Annotated in this window: 14 protein-coding genes and 1 pseudogene; 11 read left to right on the forward strand and 4 right to left on the reverse strand. The window is 57.1% G+C overall.

Annotated features, from left to right (window positions below; translation table 11 throughout):
- Positions 1-52: 52 nt before the first annotated feature.
- A pseudogene (locus K7R23_RS18435) lies at positions 53-945 on the reverse strand (DMT family transporter).
- Between the two features lie 171 nt (positions 946-1,116).
- On the opposite strand from K7R23_RS18435, the gene K7R23_RS18440 reads away from it, so the two are divergent.
- On the forward strand, positions 1,117-1,992 hold the full coding sequence (locus K7R23_RS18440; protein ID WP_012905858.1) for a helix-turn-helix domain-containing protein: 876 nt from the start codon (positions 1,117-1,119) through the stop codon (positions 1,990-1,992).
- Here K7R23_RS18440 and K7R23_RS18445 read toward each other — a convergent pair.
- On the reverse strand, positions 1,969-3,135 hold the full coding sequence (locus K7R23_RS18445) for a benzoate/H(+) symporter BenE family transporter (protein WP_012905857.1): 1,167 nt from the start codon (positions 3,133-3,135) through the stop codon (positions 1,969-1,971). The two genes, K7R23_RS18440 and K7R23_RS18445, sit on opposite strands and share 24 nt — an antisense overlap.
- Positions 3,136-3,229: 94 nt before the next feature.
- Here K7R23_RS18445 and K7R23_RS18450 point away from each other — a divergent pair, with 94 nt between their 5' ends.
- Positions 3,230-3,766 (forward strand): helix-turn-helix domain-containing protein, encoded by a 537-nt coding sequence (locus K7R23_RS18450; RefSeq protein ID WP_012905856.1) that lies wholly within the window; start codon positions 3,230-3,232, stop codon positions 3,764-3,766.
- A gap of 78 nt (positions 3,767-3,844) precedes the next feature.
- On the forward strand, positions 3,845-5,809 hold the full coding sequence (locus tag K7R23_RS18455; RefSeq protein ID WP_024132667.1) for a peptidase U32 family protein: 1,965 nt from the start codon (positions 3,845-3,847) through the stop codon (positions 5,807-5,809).
- Here the strand turns inward: K7R23_RS18455 and K7R23_RS18460 are convergent.
- Positions 5,806-6,036, reverse strand: coding sequence for a DUF2554 family protein (locus K7R23_RS18460; protein ID WP_012905854.1), 231 nt, complete (start codon positions 6,034-6,036; stop codon positions 5,806-5,808). The two genes, K7R23_RS18455 and K7R23_RS18460, sit on opposite strands and share 4 nt — an antisense overlap.
- A gap of 284 nt (positions 6,037-6,320) precedes the next feature.
- Between K7R23_RS18460 and K7R23_RS18465 the strand changes: the two genes are divergently transcribed.
- The 7 genes from K7R23_RS18465 (at position 6,321) to patD (ending at position 13,926) form a co-directional block, all read left to right on the forward strand.
- Positions 6,321-6,737 (forward strand): type II toxin-antitoxin system HicB family antitoxin, encoded by a 417-nt coding sequence (locus tag K7R23_RS18465; RefSeq protein WP_024132666.1) that lies wholly within the window; start codon positions 6,321-6,323, stop codon positions 6,735-6,737.
- Between the two features lie 92 nt (positions 6,738-6,829).
- Complete coding sequence (locus K7R23_RS18470) at positions 6,830-8,239, forward strand: aminotransferase-like domain-containing protein (RefSeq protein ID WP_012905852.1); 1,410 nt, start codon at positions 6,830-6,832, stop codon at positions 8,237-8,239.
- A 324-nt stretch (positions 8,240-8,563) separates the two neighbouring features.
- On the forward strand, positions 8,564-9,709 hold the full coding sequence (ydcS, locus tag K7R23_RS18475; protein ID WP_012905851.1) for a putative ABC transporter substrate-binding protein YdcS: 1,146 nt from the start codon (positions 8,564-8,566) through the stop codon (positions 9,707-9,709).
- Between the two features lie 16 nt (positions 9,710-9,725).
- Positions 9,726-10,739 carry an ABC transporter ATP-binding protein gene (locus K7R23_RS18480; RefSeq protein WP_012905850.1) on the forward strand — a complete coding sequence of 338 codons (1,014 nt, stop codon included), beginning with the start codon at positions 9,726-9,728 and terminating at the stop codon, positions 10,737-10,739.
- Complete coding sequence (locus tag K7R23_RS18485; RefSeq protein WP_012905849.1) at positions 10,740-11,684, forward strand: ABC transporter permease; 945 nt, start codon at positions 10,740-10,742, stop codon at positions 11,682-11,684. It begins immediately after the preceding gene.
- Complete coding sequence (locus K7R23_RS18490; protein WP_012905848.1) at positions 11,674-12,480, forward strand: ABC transporter permease; 807 nt, start codon at positions 11,674-11,676, stop codon at positions 12,478-12,480. The genes K7R23_RS18485 and K7R23_RS18490 overlap by 11 nt, the downstream gene beginning before the upstream one ends.
- A 21-nt stretch (positions 12,481-12,501) precedes the next feature.
- Entirely contained in the window at positions 12,502-13,926 is a 1,425-nt protein-coding gene (patD, locus tag K7R23_RS18495; RefSeq protein WP_012905847.1) for an aminobutyraldehyde dehydrogenase, read from the forward strand.
- 95 nt (positions 13,927-14,021) lie between these two features.
- On the opposite strand, the gene yncL is transcribed toward patD, so the two are convergent.
- Complete coding sequence (gene yncL, locus K7R23_RS18500; RefSeq protein WP_071820580.1) at positions 14,022-14,117, reverse strand: stress response membrane protein YncL; 96 nt, start codon at positions 14,115-14,117, stop codon at positions 14,022-14,024.
- Positions 14,118-14,312: 195 nt separating this feature from the next.
- Here yncL and K7R23_RS18505 point away from each other — a divergent pair, with 195 nt between their 5' ends.
- Positions 14,313-14,486 carry a GhoT/OrtT family toxin gene (locus K7R23_RS18505; protein ID WP_042623149.1) on the forward strand — a complete coding sequence of 58 codons (174 nt, stop codon included), beginning with the start codon at positions 14,313-14,315 and terminating at the stop codon, positions 14,484-14,486.
- Positions 14,487-14,488: the final 2 nt, after the last annotated feature.

A 14,488-nucleotide genomic window follows, 5' to 3' on the forward strand; every position in this document is an offset into this window, starting at 1 on the left:
TGTTCAGGCATTTCAACGTGATATTTCGCGCCGCCGTCAGGTGGCGCTTTTTTTACGCCAGCCGCCGACGCAGCCGCGCAGGCGCTCTGGCGAACATCACCAGATTGCCCAGCAGGATCAGCAGCAGTCCGGCGACGGCATTCATCTGCCAGACGTAGCCCTCCCAGACCGTTGAAATCGACAGCGCGACCAGCGGGAAAGCAGGGTGCTGTAGGCGGCATTGCCCGCACCAATACGTCCTGCCAGCGTGAAATAGGCGCCAAAGGCAATTACCGAGCCAAAGATCGCCAGATACAGCAGCGCGGCAAGATAGCTGAAGCTCCACTGTGGGATAAAACTGTCGCCGCGTAGCAGCGCAATCATGGCAATCAGCAGCGTACCGTACAGCATTGCCCAACTGTTGGTGGTCATCACTTCCAGTCCGTGCTTTTGATGACGCAGGCTGATCATATTGCCCAGTGAAAAGCCGAAGGTGCCCAACGCGCTGAGGCTAATGCCCAACAGCAGTTCACGGCTAAAACCGCTACTGACCAGGTCGTGCCAGAACAGGGTGACAATACCCGTCAGCCCGAGCGCCGCAGCAGCATAAAAGCGGACAGGCGGCTTCTGGCCGAAGAAGATAAAGCTGTTCACCGCGTTAAACAGCACCGCCATCGAAAAAATCACCGATTCCAGACCGGTGTTAATCCAGGCCGCGGCGGTGTAAAAACACCAGAAGTTGAAGCAGAAAACGCAGGCGCCCTGCATCAGACAGAACAGGTGGTCGCGCGACGACATCCGGTGCAGCCTGCCGCGTAGCCGCATAATCAACATCATCAGCGCGCTCGCCACCGCGAAGCGCCAGAAAACAGAAACCGGCGCGGACACCGGCCCCTGTTGCAGATAAATAGCAATCCACGTCGTGCCCCAGATCGCGACCACCAGGCAATACAACACAGCATTCATTACGGTTACCTCTTCGCAAACGATGCCTGACTGTCGCAAGTTTTCACGCCATGCGCTTTCATCGCCTTGCGTCGCACTTGCAAATTCTTGCGCTTTTTTTATCAGCGGGCGTCGTAACCGCCGCGAGCTGCGATAGACTGAGGATCGGCTTAATGATCCAGACAGATCGGTATGACTCAGACCTATGATGCCTTTGAAAATCTGCGCAAACACAACGCCGTGCTGCATGAGTCGGTGGCGCTGCACTCTGGCGTCCAGCTGGCGGCATGGTCAAACAAGCGCGATACCATCACCCAGTATTGCGATCATCACACCCTCAGCCTGTATATCGCGGACGGCTACGAGAGTTATCACAAAACAACCACCGGCTGGGAAAACGGCGGCGGCCCGGACCGCTTCTGCCTGATGCCGAAAGAGAGTGAGTCCACCTGGGATATTCGCGACGACCTGTCGTTTGTGCATCTGTACTGCACCGATGCGCACCTGCGTGAAGTTGGGGAGAAGGTGTGGGATAAAAGCCCCTATCGCTTTACCCTCGATGAACGGCTGTTTGGCAACGATCCAGGGATAACCGCCGTCTACCGGCAGTTTTTTCTCGGTAATGACTGGCAGCAGCCCGCCAATCACCTGACGCTCAGCGCCGCCTCGTCGCTGTTAATGACCCATCTGATTCAGCACTACAGCAACGTTCAGTGGCGTTTACCCACGGTCACCGGCGGGCTTGCGCCGGTCACGCTGCGCAACGTGCTGGCCTGGATTGACGCTCATCTGGCGGAGTCGATGACCCTGGCGGATCTGGCGCGCGAGGCGGCGCTCAGCGAATTTCATTTCGCCCGCATGTTTCGCCAGTCGATGAAGATAGCGCCGCATCAGTACGTGATGCAGCGGCGAATGGCGCTGGCGAAGCAGCTGGTCTGTCATTCACAGCGCCCGCTCACCGAAATTGCGCTGGTCTGCGGATTCAGCTCCCCGAGCCATTTCAGCAATCGCTTCAGGCAGGCGACCGGAAAAACGCCGTCGCAGCTACGCGCGGCGCGCGATATGTAAACCGCAAAAGCAGATCCCGCCCGCCACCAGTCCCCAGAACGCCGGGCCGATACCGCAGAGCGTAAGGCCGCTGGCGGTGACCAGAAAAGTAATGATAGCGGCGTCACGTTCCGCGTCATTATGCAACGCCTGATACAGACTGCCGGAAAGGGTGCCCAACAGCGCTAACCCGGCCAGCATCTGTACGCCGCTGACCGGCAGCGCCGCCATCATCCCGGTAATTGAACTGCCAAAAATCCCCGCTAACAGATAAAACCCGCCGGCTGAGGCGGCGGCCAGCCAGCGTTTTGAGGCATCGGGATGCGCCTCCGGGCTTTGGCAAATGGCTGCGGTGATGGCGGCTATGCAGACGGAATAGACGCCAAACGGAGAGAACAGCAGGGCGAGCAGGCCGGTAACGACAATCAGCGGTGAGACGGGCAGATCGTAGCCGCTGGCTTTCAGCGTCGCCACCCCCGGCGCGTTCTGGGAAGCCATCGTCACCAGAAACAGCGGCACCGCAATACCCAGCGCGTGCGCCAGCGAGAAGTGGGGCGCAATAAACGTGGGTAAAACAGGAGACAGCGCCAGCGAATGCGTGACAACGTCACCTTTTATCGGCGCCACAGTCGCGCCAGTTATCAGCGCGGCAACGACCGCATAACGCGGCGCCGTTATTTTCAGCAGCAGCCAGGCCAGCAGCATACTGCCACAGAGGACGACATTCCCCTCCAGATCGGCAAAAGCCTGGAGCCCGAAGCGCAACAGGATGCCTGCCAGCATCGCGGCGGCCAGCGATGGCGGAATGAGCTTCATCATCCGTGCGAACAGTCCGGTTATGCCGCTCAAAACGATCAGGGCGTTCGCGATAATAAATACGCCGATGGCTTCCGGTAGCGTCAGTCCCTCCAGGCCGGTGACCAGCAGCGCCGCGCCGGGCGTCGACCAGGCGGTCAGTACCGGAGCGCGATAGTATAACGTCAGGATCAGCGTACTGGCCCCCATCGCTAAACCGAGTGCCGTCATCCAGCCCGCGATCTGAACGGTGCTGGCGCCAGCCGCCAGCGCGGCCTGCCAGATAATGGCCGCAGAGCTGGCGTAGCCGACAAGGACGGCGACAAACCCCGCCAGTAGCGAAGGTACGGGAAGAGAAATCGCGCGCATGAGCACTCCTGTGCGTTATAACGGTCATTTAATCTAGCATTTGAGCGTTATAACGTACAAGTGGTAAGCTGACATTTTGCAAGGAGATATCGTTATGGACAATCTGACCCACTATCTGGCAACCACGCTGAAAACGCTGCGCAGCCAGCGTGGCTGGAGCCTGTCCCGACTGGCGGAAGCGACCGGAGTTTCAAAAGCGATGCTGGGCCAGATCGAGCGTAACGAATCCAGCCCGACGGTAGCGACGCTGTGGAAAATTGCCACCGGACTGAATGTTCCGTTTTCGACGTTTATTGCGCCACCGGAATCGACGCGTTTGCCGACCTTCGACCCACAGCAGCAGGCGATGGTGGTGACGCCGCTGTTTCCGTGGGACCCGGAACTTTGCTTCGATCATTTTTCCATCCTGCTGGCGCCGGGCGCGCTCAGTGAATCAACGCCGCACGAAGCGGGCGTTATCGAACATGTGGTGGTGATCTACGGCGAACTGGAGATGCGTATTAATGCGCAATGGCGCAGCATACACGCCGGAGAAGGCGTCCGCTTTGCGGGCGATGAACCGCACGCTTACCGCAACAGCAGCGGGCAACCCGTCCACTTCCATTCATTAATTCATTACCCGCGCAGTTAAGCGGGAAAACTATTTCGCAATGCCGCGCTTCTGACTACAATAGCCGCCATTTTGCTGCTACTGGATAAGAACAACGCTATGCGCCAGCCTCCACATCGCCTTGAATTGTTAAGCCCGGCACGCGATACCGCTATCGCCCGCGAAGCCATTTTACACGGCGCTGACGCCGTCTACATTGGCGGCCCCGGATTTGGCGCGCGACATAACGCCAGTAACAGCCTGAAAGATATTGCCGGACTGGTGCCTTTTGCCCATCGCTACGGCGCGAAAGTGTTCATTACGCTGAATACTATTCTGCACGATGATGAACTGGAACCGGCCCGGCGTCTGATTACCGATCTCTATCAGACCGGCGTTGATGCGCTGATCGTTCAGGATATGGGCATTCTGGAGCTGGATATTCCGCCCATTGAGCTGCACGCCAGCACCCAGTGCGATATCCGCAGCGTTGAAAAAGCCAAATTTCTCTCTGACGTTGGCTTCAGCCAGATCGTGCTGGCGCGCGAACTGAATCTTGAACAGATCCGCGCCATTTATCAGGCGACCGACGCCACAATTGAATTTTTCATTCATGGGGCGCTGTGCGTGGCCTATTCCGGTCAGTGCTATATCTCCCATGCCCAGACCGGGCGCAGCGCCAACCGCGGCGACTGTTCGCAGGCGTGTCGTTTGCCCTATACCCTGAAGGACGATCGGGGGCGGGTGGTGTCCTATGAAAAGCATCTCTTGTCGATGAAAGATAACGACCAGACCGCGAACCTCGGCGCATTGATTGATGCCGGCGTTCGTTCCTTTAAGATTGAAGGTCGTTACAAAGACATGAGCTACGTGAAGAACATCACCGCGCACTATCGCCAGATGCTGGACGCCATCATTGAGGAACGCGGCGACCTGGCGCGCGCTTCTGCGGGGCGTACGGAACATTTCTTTATTCCTTCTACCGACAAGACCTTCCATCGCGGCAGTACCGACTACTTTGTCAATGCCCGCAAGGGCGATATTGGCGCTTTTGATTCGCCGAAGTTTATTGGCTTACCGGTTGGCGAAGTGCTGACCGTCGCGAAAGATTATCTTGATGTGGAGGTCAGCGAGCCGCTGGCGAACGGCGATGGCCTGAACGTGCTGATTAAACGCGATGTGGTCGGTTTTCGCGCCAACACCGTTGAAAAAACCGGACAGAACCGCTATCGCGTCTGGCCAAATGAGATGCCGCCCGACCTGCGTAAAGTGCGTCCGCACCATCCGCTGAACCGCAATCTCGATCACAACTGGCAGCAGGCGCTCAGCAAAACCTCAAGCGAACGACGGGTGGCGGTGGATATCGAACTCGGCGGCTGGCAGGAACAGCTGATCCTGACGTTAATCAGCGAGGAGGGGGTTAGCGTCACCCATACGCTGGAGGGACAGTTTGAGGAAGCCAATAACGGCGAAAAAGCGCTGAGTAATCTGCAAGACGGGCTGGCGAAGCTCGGTCAGACGCTCTACTACCCTCGTGAGATACAGATTAACCTGCCCGGCGCGCCGTTTGTGCCAAATAGCCAGCTCAATGCGTTTCGTCGGGAAGCGGTTGAGATGCTCGATGACGCGCGGCTTGCCAGCTATCAGCGCGGCGCGCGCAAGCCGGTCGCTGAACCGGCGCCGGTTTATCCGCAGACCCATCTCAGCTTCCTGGCGAATGTCTACAACCATAAGGCGCGCGAATTTTATCAGCGCTATGGCGTACAGCTGATTGATGCTGCTTATGAAGCGCATGAGGAGAAGGGCGACGTGCCGGTGATGATCACCAAACATTGCCTGCGCTTTGCCTTTAATCTGTGTCCGAAACAGGCGAAAGGAAACATCAAAAGCTGGAAAGCGACGCCGATGCAGCTGGTCAATGGCGATGAGGTGCTGACGCTGAAATTTGACTGTCGTCCGTGCGAGATGCACGTTATCGGCAGGATTAAAAACCATATTCTCAAAATGCCGCTGCCCGGCAGCATTGTGGGCTCTGTCACTCCGGAAGAGCTGATGAAAACGCTGCCGAAGCGTAATAACGCTTAACGAAAGTGGATCTCCGGCCTGCGTGACTTTTGCCAGAAGTGGTGATCGCGCAGGCTTTCGGCAGACTCTTCCGCCACCGCGCGCAGTTCATCGCTGTCTGCTTCATGACGTAACTGCTGATCCGCCGTTTTAATCCACAAATACAGATGTCCCTTATGGCCTGCCAGAGTCTGGCCGGAAAAGAGCGCGCCAATCACTAACATTGCGGATATTGCTTTTATCACCATCCTGCCCTCAACGGAATGCTGTCTGCGGCCATGATGCCAATAATTTCTTCTGGTTATTATTCAACAATTCAAATTAACGCAAAGAATTTGTCAGTATTCAGGCGACAGAAATTCTGGAAGCGACATTCCTGATTTGCCCATTTGACCTCTGTAAAGAAAGAATTATTTGCTATTAATCGGGCAGAGAAAAAGTAAGCAATTGCGTAAAGCCATTCTTAAGCAGCTGGGCCTGAATTAATCATCGCTGACAGGAGATGGATCAGATGAGAGGTGTACCCCAAATTATGCGTTATCCCGTTAATCTTATTCCTGCCGCCGAAGGCGGCTATGTGGTTTCGTTTCCTGATATTCCGGAAGCGCTCACCCAGGGTGAAACCCGTCATCAAACACTCGAGGCGGCGCAGGAGGCGCTGATTAGCGCTTTCGAATTTTATTTCGAAGATAACGACCCCATCCCGTTGCCGTCGCCGGTAGGTAAAACAGATGACTATGTTGAAATTCCTCTCAGCGTGGCCTCAAAGGTGCTTTTATTAAACGCCTTTCTTGAGGCCAGAATCAGCCAACTGGAGCTGGCGAAGCGAATCGGCAGGCCGAAGCAGGAAATTACCCGTTTGTTTGATTTACGCCATGCGACAAAAATCGATGCCGTGCAGGCTGCGGCCAGAGCGCTGGGCAAAGAGCTGTCGTTGACGATAAAGTAAGCCGCATTGCCATAACAGTTTGCCAAACGTTGAATATTCTTCTCACTGTTATACACTGCGCGGGCCATCTGCGATGCTTCCGGAGAATAACAGTGAAAAAATATCAGCGTCTGGCCGAACAAATCGCTGAGCAGATTGCTTCTGGCGTCTGGCAGCCCGGCGACAAGCTTCCGTCGCTGCGTGAACAGGTCGCCAGCAGCGGGATGAGCTTTATGACCGTCGGGCACGCCTACCAGCTGCTGGAAAGCCAGGGGCGAATTATTGCGCGTCCGCAGTCCGGTTATTACGTCGCGCCGCGCCCGGTTGGTCAGCCGGGCGTGCAGCCTGCGCAGGTGATCCGTGATGAAGCGGTGGATATCAACACCTACATTTTTGAGATGTTGCAGGCCAGCCGGGATGCGTCGGTAATGCCTTTTGCCTCGGCGTTCCCCGATCCGCGTCTCTTTCCCCTGCAACAGTTAAACCGTTCGCTGGCGCAGGTGAGCAAAACCGCGACCGCCATGAGCGTCATTGAAAATCTGCCGCCCGGCAATGCGCAACTGCGTCACGCCATTGCCCGACGCTATGCCCTGCAAGGGATCACCGTTTCGCCGGATGATATTGTGATTACCGCCGGGGCGCTGGAAGCGCTGAACCTCAGTTTGCAGGCGGTGACGGAGCCGGGCGACTGGGTGATCGTGGAGAATCCCTGTTTTTATGGCGCTCTGCAGGCGCTGGAACGTCTGCGCTTAAAAGCGCTGTCGGTGCCGACCGACGTTAAAGAAGGAATCGATCTGACGGCGCTGGAGCAGGCGCTACAGGAGTACCCGGTGAAAGCGTGCTGGCTGATGACCAACAGCCAGAATCCACTCGGTTTTACGCTGAGTGCGCAGAAAAAAGCGCGTCTGGTGGCGATCCTTGCCAGGCATAATGTGATGCTGATTGAAGATGACGTCTACAGCGAGCTCTATTTTGGCCGCGAGAAACCGTTACCGGCGAAAGCGTGGGATCGGCAGGATAAGATCCTGCACTGTTCGTCGTTCTCGAAGTGTCTGGTGCCGGGCTTTCGCATCGGCTGGGTGGCGGCGGGTCACCATGCCCGGCTCATCCAGCGTTTGCAGTTGATGAGTACGCTCTCCACCAGTTCCCCGATGCAGCTGGCGCTGGTGGATTATCTCGCAACCCGCCGCTATGACGCGCATCTTCGTCGCCTGCGCCGCCAGCTTGCCGAGCGTAAACAGCAGGCCTGGCAAACGCTGCTGCGTCACCTGCCTGCGGAAGTCAAAATTCATCATAACAACAGCGGCTATTTTCTCTGGCTGGAGCTGCCGCCGTCGATGGATGCCAGCGCGTTGACCGCGGAGGCGCTGGCGCATCACATCAGCATTGCGCCGGGGAAAATGTTCTCGACCTCGGATACCTGGAAACACTTCTTCCGCTTTAATACCGCATGGAGTTGGGGGGAGCGTGAAGAGGAGGCGGTGAAACAGCTTGGGCAGCTTATTCGCCAGCGGCTGAAATAACCGCGACGCGTTATTCATTATTTAAGAACGGCGCGTTCTTATTTTTAAAATATGTTCTGTTTATCTGCGACGTTATTTCTGGCGAGTCATCATAGGAAATAACAATAGCCTTCTTTTTTGCCTTTCGTCGCCTAACTCCTTGTCTATACTCCAGAAGATGCGTGGTCGCGAGGATGGCCTGCGGCGTAATGCGCGTTATGTCACATCCTGATTAAATTTCCACAGCCTGAGAGGTGCGCTTTCGGCGCGCCGACTATTCTCAGGAAAGGACATATATTTACGGCACGGCTGCCGCTCAATATTTTGCGACAGGAGTAACACCTTATGAGCAAGACATTTGCCCGCAGCAGCCTGTGCGCGCTCAGTATGACGCTGATAGCCGCCCATGCCGCCGAACCGCCCACAGCGTCAGATAAACCGGAAGGTCGCCTCGATATTATCGCCTGGCCCGGTTATATCGAACGCGGGCAGACCGATAAGCAATATGACTGGGTGACGCAGTTTGAAAAAGAGACCGGTTGCGCGGTGAATGTTAAAACCGCCGCCACCTCCGATGAGATGGTCAGCCTGATGGCGAAGGGCGGTTACGATCTGGTGACGGCCTCTGGCGATGCCTCGCTGCGCCTGATTATGGGCAAACGCGTCCAGCCGATTAATACCGCGCTTATCGCCAACTGGCAGAGCATCGATCCGCGCGTGGCGAAAGGCGAGTGGTTTAACGTTAACGGCAAAGTGTACGGTACGCCGTATCAGTGGGGACCCAACCTGCTGATGTACAACAGCAAAACGTTCCCGACGCCGCCGGACAGCTGGCAGGTGGTGTTCGTCGAGCAGACTCTGCCGGACGGTAAAAGCAATAAGGGCCGGGTGCAGGCTTATGACGGGCCGATCTATATTGCCGACGCCGCGCTGTTTGTCAAAGCCACCCAGCCGCAGCTGGGCATTGACGATCCGTATCAGCTTACCGAAGAGCAGTATCAGGCGGTGCTGAAAGTGCTGCGCGATCAGCACAGCCTGATCCACCGCTACTGGCATGACACCACCGTGCAAATGAGCGATTTCAAAAACGAAGGGGTGGTTGCCTCCAGCGCCTGGCCCTATCAGGCGAATGCGCTGAAAAGCGAAGGGCAGCCTGTCGCCACCGTGTTTCCGAAAGAAGGCGTCACCGGCTGGGCGGATACCACCATGCTGCACAGTGAGGCTAAACATCCTGTGTGCGCCTATAAGTGGATGAACTGGTCGCTGACGCCGAAAGTGCAGGGCGATGTCGCGGCATGGTTTGGATCGCTGCCGGTGGTGGCGGAGGGCTGCAAGGCCAGCACGCTGCTCGGCGAAAAAGGGTGCGAAACGAACGGCTACGGCAACTTTGATAAAATTGCCTTCTGGAAAACGCCGATCGCCGAAGGCGGAAAATATGTCCCATACAGCCGCTGGACGAAGGATTACATCGCCATTATGGGTGGTCGTTGATTCACTGGGGTGATTTATGACGTACGCAGTGGAGTTCGACAACGTTTCCCGCCTGTACGGCGACGTGCGGGCAGTTGATGGCGTTAATATGGCGATAAAAGACGGGGAGTTTTTCTCGATGCTCGGTCCTTCCGGCTCAGGTAAAACCACCTGTCTGCGCCTGATCGCCGGATTCGAACAGCTCTCCGGCGGTTCCATCACGCTGTTTGGCCGCCAGGCGCGCGATCTGCCGCCCTGGGAACGGGATGTAAACACCGTTTTTCAGGACTATGCGCTGTTCCCGCATATGTCGATTCTCGACAATGTGGCTTACGGCCTGATGGTCAAAGGCATGGATAAGAAACAGCGCCATGCGAAGGCCCGCGAGGCGCTGGAAAAAGTCGCGCTGGGGTTTGTGCATGGGCGTAAGCCGTCCCAGCTCTCCGGCGGGCAGCGCCAGCGGGTGGCGATTGCCCGAGCGCTGGTCAATGAGCCGCGCGTACTGCTGCTCGACGAACCGCTCGGCGCGCTCGATCTCAAGCTGCGCGAGCAGATGCAACTGGAGCTGAAAAAGCTTCAGCAGTCGCTAGGTATCACCTTTATATTCGTCACGCACGATCAGGGCGAGGCGCTGTCGATGTCCGATCGGGTGGCGGTCTTTAATAACGGCCGCATTGAGCAGGTCGATTCACCGCACGCGCTCTATTTACGCCCGCGCACCCCGTTTGTCGCGGGCTTCGTCGGCACTTCTAACGTCTTCGATCCGGCAATGTCCGACCGGCTGTGCGGAATGACGGGCAGCTATTCGCTGCGGCCTGAGCATATCCGGCTGAACGTTCCCGGCGAGATACAGGCGCAGGGGATTATTCAGGCAGTGCAGTATCAGGGAGCGGCGACCCGTTTCGAACTGAAACTGTCCGGCGGCGAAAGGTTGCTGGTCAGCCAGGCTAACCAGTCAGGCGAAGCGCTGTCGGCGACGCTGTCCCCCGGCCAACCGGTGATGGCGTCGTGGCCGCGCGAGGTAATGGTGCCGCTGGCGGAGGAGAGGTGAATGGCGATGAACGTTCTTTCTCCGCCTGCGCAGCCGGGCAGCTGGCATAAGCTCTCCGCCTTTTTCTGGCGTCATTCCGGCCTGGGGCTGTTTTTGCTGTTGCTTGGCCCGCTGATGTGGTTTGGCATCGTCTACTTCGGCTCCCTGTTGACGTTGCTGTGGCAAGGCTTTTACACCTTTGACGACTTCACCATGTCGGTCACGCCGGATCTGACGCTAGCTAACCTGCGCGCGCTGTTTAATCCGGCCAACTACGACATTATTCTGCGCACATTGACAATGGCGCTGGCGGTCACGGTCGCCTGCGCGATCCTGGCGTTTCCGATGGCGTGGTATATGGCACGCTATACCCACGGCAAGCTGAAAGCGTTTTTCTACATCGCGGTGATGCTGCCGATGTGGGCGAGTTATATCGTCAAAGCCTATGCCTGGACGCTGCTGCTGGCGAAGGATGGCGTGGCGCAGTGGTTTTTAAGCCATCTCGGGCTGGAACCGCTATTGCTCAGCTTGCTGTCGCTACCTGGCGTGGGCGGGAACACGCTTTCCACCTCGGGTATCGGGCGCTTTCTGGTGTTTGTCTATATCTGGCTGCCGTTTATGATCCTGCCGGTACAGGCGGCGCTGGAGCGTCTGCCGCCGTCACTGTTGCAGGCTTCCGCCGACCTGGGCGCCCGACCCCGGCAGACCTTCCGCTATGTGGTGCTGCCGCTCGCCGTTCCGGGGATCGCCGCCGGTTCCATCTTTACCTTTTCGCTGACGCTGGGCGATTTTATCGTCCCTCAGCTTGTGGGGCCGCCGGGCTATTTTATCGGCAATATGGTCTACTCCCAGCAGGGGGCGATCGGCAATATGCCGATGGCGGCGGCGTTCACGCTGGTTCCCATCGTACTGATAGCCCTTTATCTGGCGTTCGTGAAGCGCCTGGGAGCGTTCAATGCACTCTGAACGCGCACCGTTTTTACTCCGGCTGGCGGCATGGGGCGGGGTAGTTTTCCTGCATTTCCCCATCCTGATTATCGCCGCCTATGCGTTTAACACCGAAGAGGCCGCCTTCAGCTTTCCGCCGCAGGGGCTGACCCTGCGCTGGTTCAGCGTGGCCGCTCAGCGCAGCGATATTCTGGAAGCTGTGACGTTGTCACTAAAAATCGCTGCTTTATCGACGGCTATCGCGCTGGTACTCGGCACGCTGGCCGCGGCGGCGCTCTGGCGGCGGGATTTCTTCGGTAAAAACGCCATCTCGCTGCTGCTGCTGTTGCCGATTGCCTTACCGGGCATTGTCACCGGGCTGGCGCTCCTTACCGCCTTTAAAAGCGTGGGGCTGGAGCCGGGATTTTTAACCATCGTGGTCGGCCACGCGACCTTTTGCGTGGTGGTGGTGTTTAACAACGTCATTGCCCGCTTCCGGCGTACCGCCTGGAGCTTAGTGGAGGCTTCGATGGATCTCGGCGCGAACGGCTGGCAAACCTTCCGCTATGTGGTGCTGCCCAATCTGGGATCGGCGCTGCTGGCCGGTGGGATGCTGGCGTTTGCGCTGTCGTTCGATGAGATCATCGTGACGACGTTTACGGCAGGTCATGAACGGACGCTGCCGCTGTGGTTGCTCAACCAGTTAGGCCGTCCCCGTGACGTGCCGGTGACGAACGTCGTGGCGCTGCTGGTGATGCTGGTGACAACCCTGCCAATTTTAGGGGCCTGGTGGCTAACGCGTGAAGGCGACAGCGTCGCCGGAAACGGTAAATAAACCAAGATACGGGAAATTGCTATGCAACAACGATTACTGATTAACGGCGAGCTGGTCAGCGGCGAAGGTGAAAAGCAGCCGGTCTATAACCCGGCGACCGGCGAGGTGCTGCTGGAAATTGCCGAAGCGTCTGCGGCTCAGGTGGACGCCGCCGTCTGTGCCGCCGACCGGGCGTTTCACGAATGGGGACGAACCACACCGAAAGCACGCAGTGAAATGCTGCTTAAACTGGCGGAGGCGATAGAGCAGAATGCGCAGGCGTTTGCCGCGCTGGAATCCCGCAACTGCGGCAAACCGTTGCACTGCGCGCTCAATGATGAGATCCCGGCGATTGTCGATGTGTTCCGCTTTTTCGCCGGCGCTGCCCGCTGTCTGAATGGCCTGGCGGCGGGAGAGTATCTGGAAGGACATACCTCGATGATCCGCCGCGACCCGGTCGGGGTGGTCGCTTCGATCGCCCCCAGGAACTATCCTCTGATGATGGCGGCCTGGAAGCTGGCGCCCGCGCTGGCCGCCGGTAACTGCGTGGTGCTTAAGCCTTCTGAAATTACTCCACTGACGGCGCTGAAGCTGGGCGAGCTGGCGAAAGATATTTTCCCGCCGGGCGTGCTCAACATCCTGTTCGGCAGAGGCAAAACGGTCGGCGATCCGCTGACCGGACATAAAAAAGTCCGCATGGTGTCATTAACCGGCTCGATTGCCACCGGAGAGCATATTATTAGCCACACCGCGCCATCCGTGAAGCGTATGCATATGGAGCTGGGCGGTAAAGCGCCGGTGATTGTGTTTGACGATGCCGATATTGACGCCGTTGTGGAAGGGGTACGCACCTTCGGATTCTATAACGCCGGACAGGACTGCACTGCCGCCTGCCGAATTTACGCGCAAAAAGGCATTTACGACACGCTGGTTGAAAAGCTTGGCGCAGCGGTCGCCAGCCTGAAAGCAGGCTCTCCGAACGATGAAGCCACTGAACTGGGGCCGCTGAGTTCGCAGGCGCATCTTGAAAGGGTTGCGAAGGCGGTTGCCGAGGCGGCGGCGCTTGAGCATATCAGCGTGGTGACCGGCGGCCATAAAGTTGACGGTCCGGGCTACTATTTTGCGCCAACGCTGCTGGCAGGGGCAAAACAGGAGGATGCCATCGTGCAGCGCGAAGTCTTCGGCCCGGTGGTCAGCGTGACGCCGTTTGAGGATGAAGCGCAGGTACTGGAGTGGGCTAATGATTCGCAATACGGGCTGGCGTCATCGGTGTGGACACAGGATGTCGGACGCGCGCACCGGATCAGCGCCAGACTGCAATACGGCTGCACGTGGGTAAATACCCATTTCATGCTGGTAAGCGAAATGCCGCACGGCGGTCAAAAGCTGTCGGGTTACGGTAAGGATATGTCACTTTATGGGCTGGAGGATTACACCGTTATCCGCCACGTAATGGTTAAACATTAAGGATCATTTACCACTACGGCGGCTCGTGAAAAGATCGGCAGTCGATGGCAGAGAGAAACGTTCTCTCTGCCAGTCTGCGCCGCAAGCACTCAAAATTAAATAAACCAGCCAAATCTCAATGAGATAAGAGCAAAAAGGCCGACAGCAGCAAAGAGATTTATCAGGACTACGGTTCTACTGGAAACATTCATTTTTGCCACCTTAAGTTATTGCCTCTTTTTGTATAGACCGGGTTTGCCTATTCCGCAATAAAACAAAGATGGGGTTAAACGTAAGCGGGTGATGAAAGGGGAAATGTTCCTCTGCAATAGCGATAAAACTTGATTTGCGTCAAAAAAAAGAGCATATTGCGCGCGTTTTATTCCTCTGGCCGGATGCCCCGTCATATGTCGCTGTATCAAAAAATGTTGGTTTTTTATGCCGTAATGGCTTCTGTCGCGTTTATCATCACCTGGTTTCTCTCGCGAGATAAAAAACGCATCCGCTTTCTCAGCGCTTTTCTGGTGGGCGCGACCTGGCCGATGAGCCTGCCGGTCGCGCTGCTGTTTTCGCTGTTTTAAGC

It is taken from the genome of Citrobacter rodentium NBRC 105723 = DSM 16636, assembly GCF_021278985.1.
Taxonomy (GTDB): domain Bacteria; phylum Pseudomonadota; class Gammaproteobacteria; order Enterobacterales; family Enterobacteriaceae; genus Citrobacter_A; species Citrobacter_A rodentium.

What these genes read in the sequence shown, in the direction of transcription:
- K7R23_RS18440 (WP_012905858.1), top strand. Translation starts at nt 1,117, where the DNA reads ATGACTCAGACCTATGATGCCTTTGAAAATCTGCGCAAACACAACGCC.
- K7R23_RS18445 (WP_012905857.1), bottom strand. Translation starts at nt 3,135, where the DNA reads ATGCGCGCGATTTCTCTTCCCGTACCTTCGCTACTGGCGGGGTTTGTC.
- K7R23_RS18450 (WP_012905856.1), top strand. Translation starts at nt 3,230, where the DNA reads ATGGACAATCTGACCCACTATCTGGCAACCACGCTGAAAACGCTGCGC.
- K7R23_RS18455 (WP_024132667.1), top strand. Translation starts at nt 3,845, where the DNA reads ATGCGCCAGCCTCCACATCGCCTTGAATTGTTAAGCCCGGCACGCGAT.
- K7R23_RS18460 (WP_012905854.1), bottom strand. Translation starts at nt 6,036, where the DNA reads ATGGTGATAAAAGCAATATCCGCAATGTTAGTGATTGGCGCGCTCTTT.
- K7R23_RS18465 (WP_024132666.1), top strand. Translation starts at nt 6,321, where the DNA reads ATGCGTTATCCCGTTAATCTTATTCCTGCCGCCGAAGGCGGCTATGTG.
- ydcS (WP_012905851.1), top strand. Translation starts at nt 8,564, where the DNA reads ATGAGCAAGACATTTGCCCGCAGCAGCCTGTGCGCGCTCAGTATGACG.
- K7R23_RS18480 (WP_012905850.1), top strand. Translation starts at nt 9,726, where the DNA reads ATGACGTACGCAGTGGAGTTCGACAACGTTTCCCGCCTGTACGGCGAC.
- K7R23_RS18485 (WP_012905849.1), top strand. Translation starts at nt 10,740, where the DNA reads ATGGCGATGAACGTTCTTTCTCCGCCTGCGCAGCCGGGCAGCTGGCAT.
- K7R23_RS18490 (WP_012905848.1), top strand. Translation starts at nt 11,674, where the DNA reads ATGCACTCTGAACGCGCACCGTTTTTACTCCGGCTGGCGGCATGGGGC.
- patD (WP_012905847.1), top strand. Translation starts at nt 12,502, where the DNA reads ATGCAACAACGATTACTGATTAACGGCGAGCTGGTCAGCGGCGAAGGT.
- yncL (WP_071820580.1), bottom strand. Translation starts at nt 14,117, where the DNA reads ATGAATGTTTCCAGTAGAACCGTAGTCCTGATAAATCTCTTTGCTGCT.
- K7R23_RS18505 (WP_042623149.1), top strand. Translation starts at nt 14,313, where the DNA reads ATGTCGCTGTATCAAAAAATGTTGGTTTTTTATGCCGTAATGGCTTCT.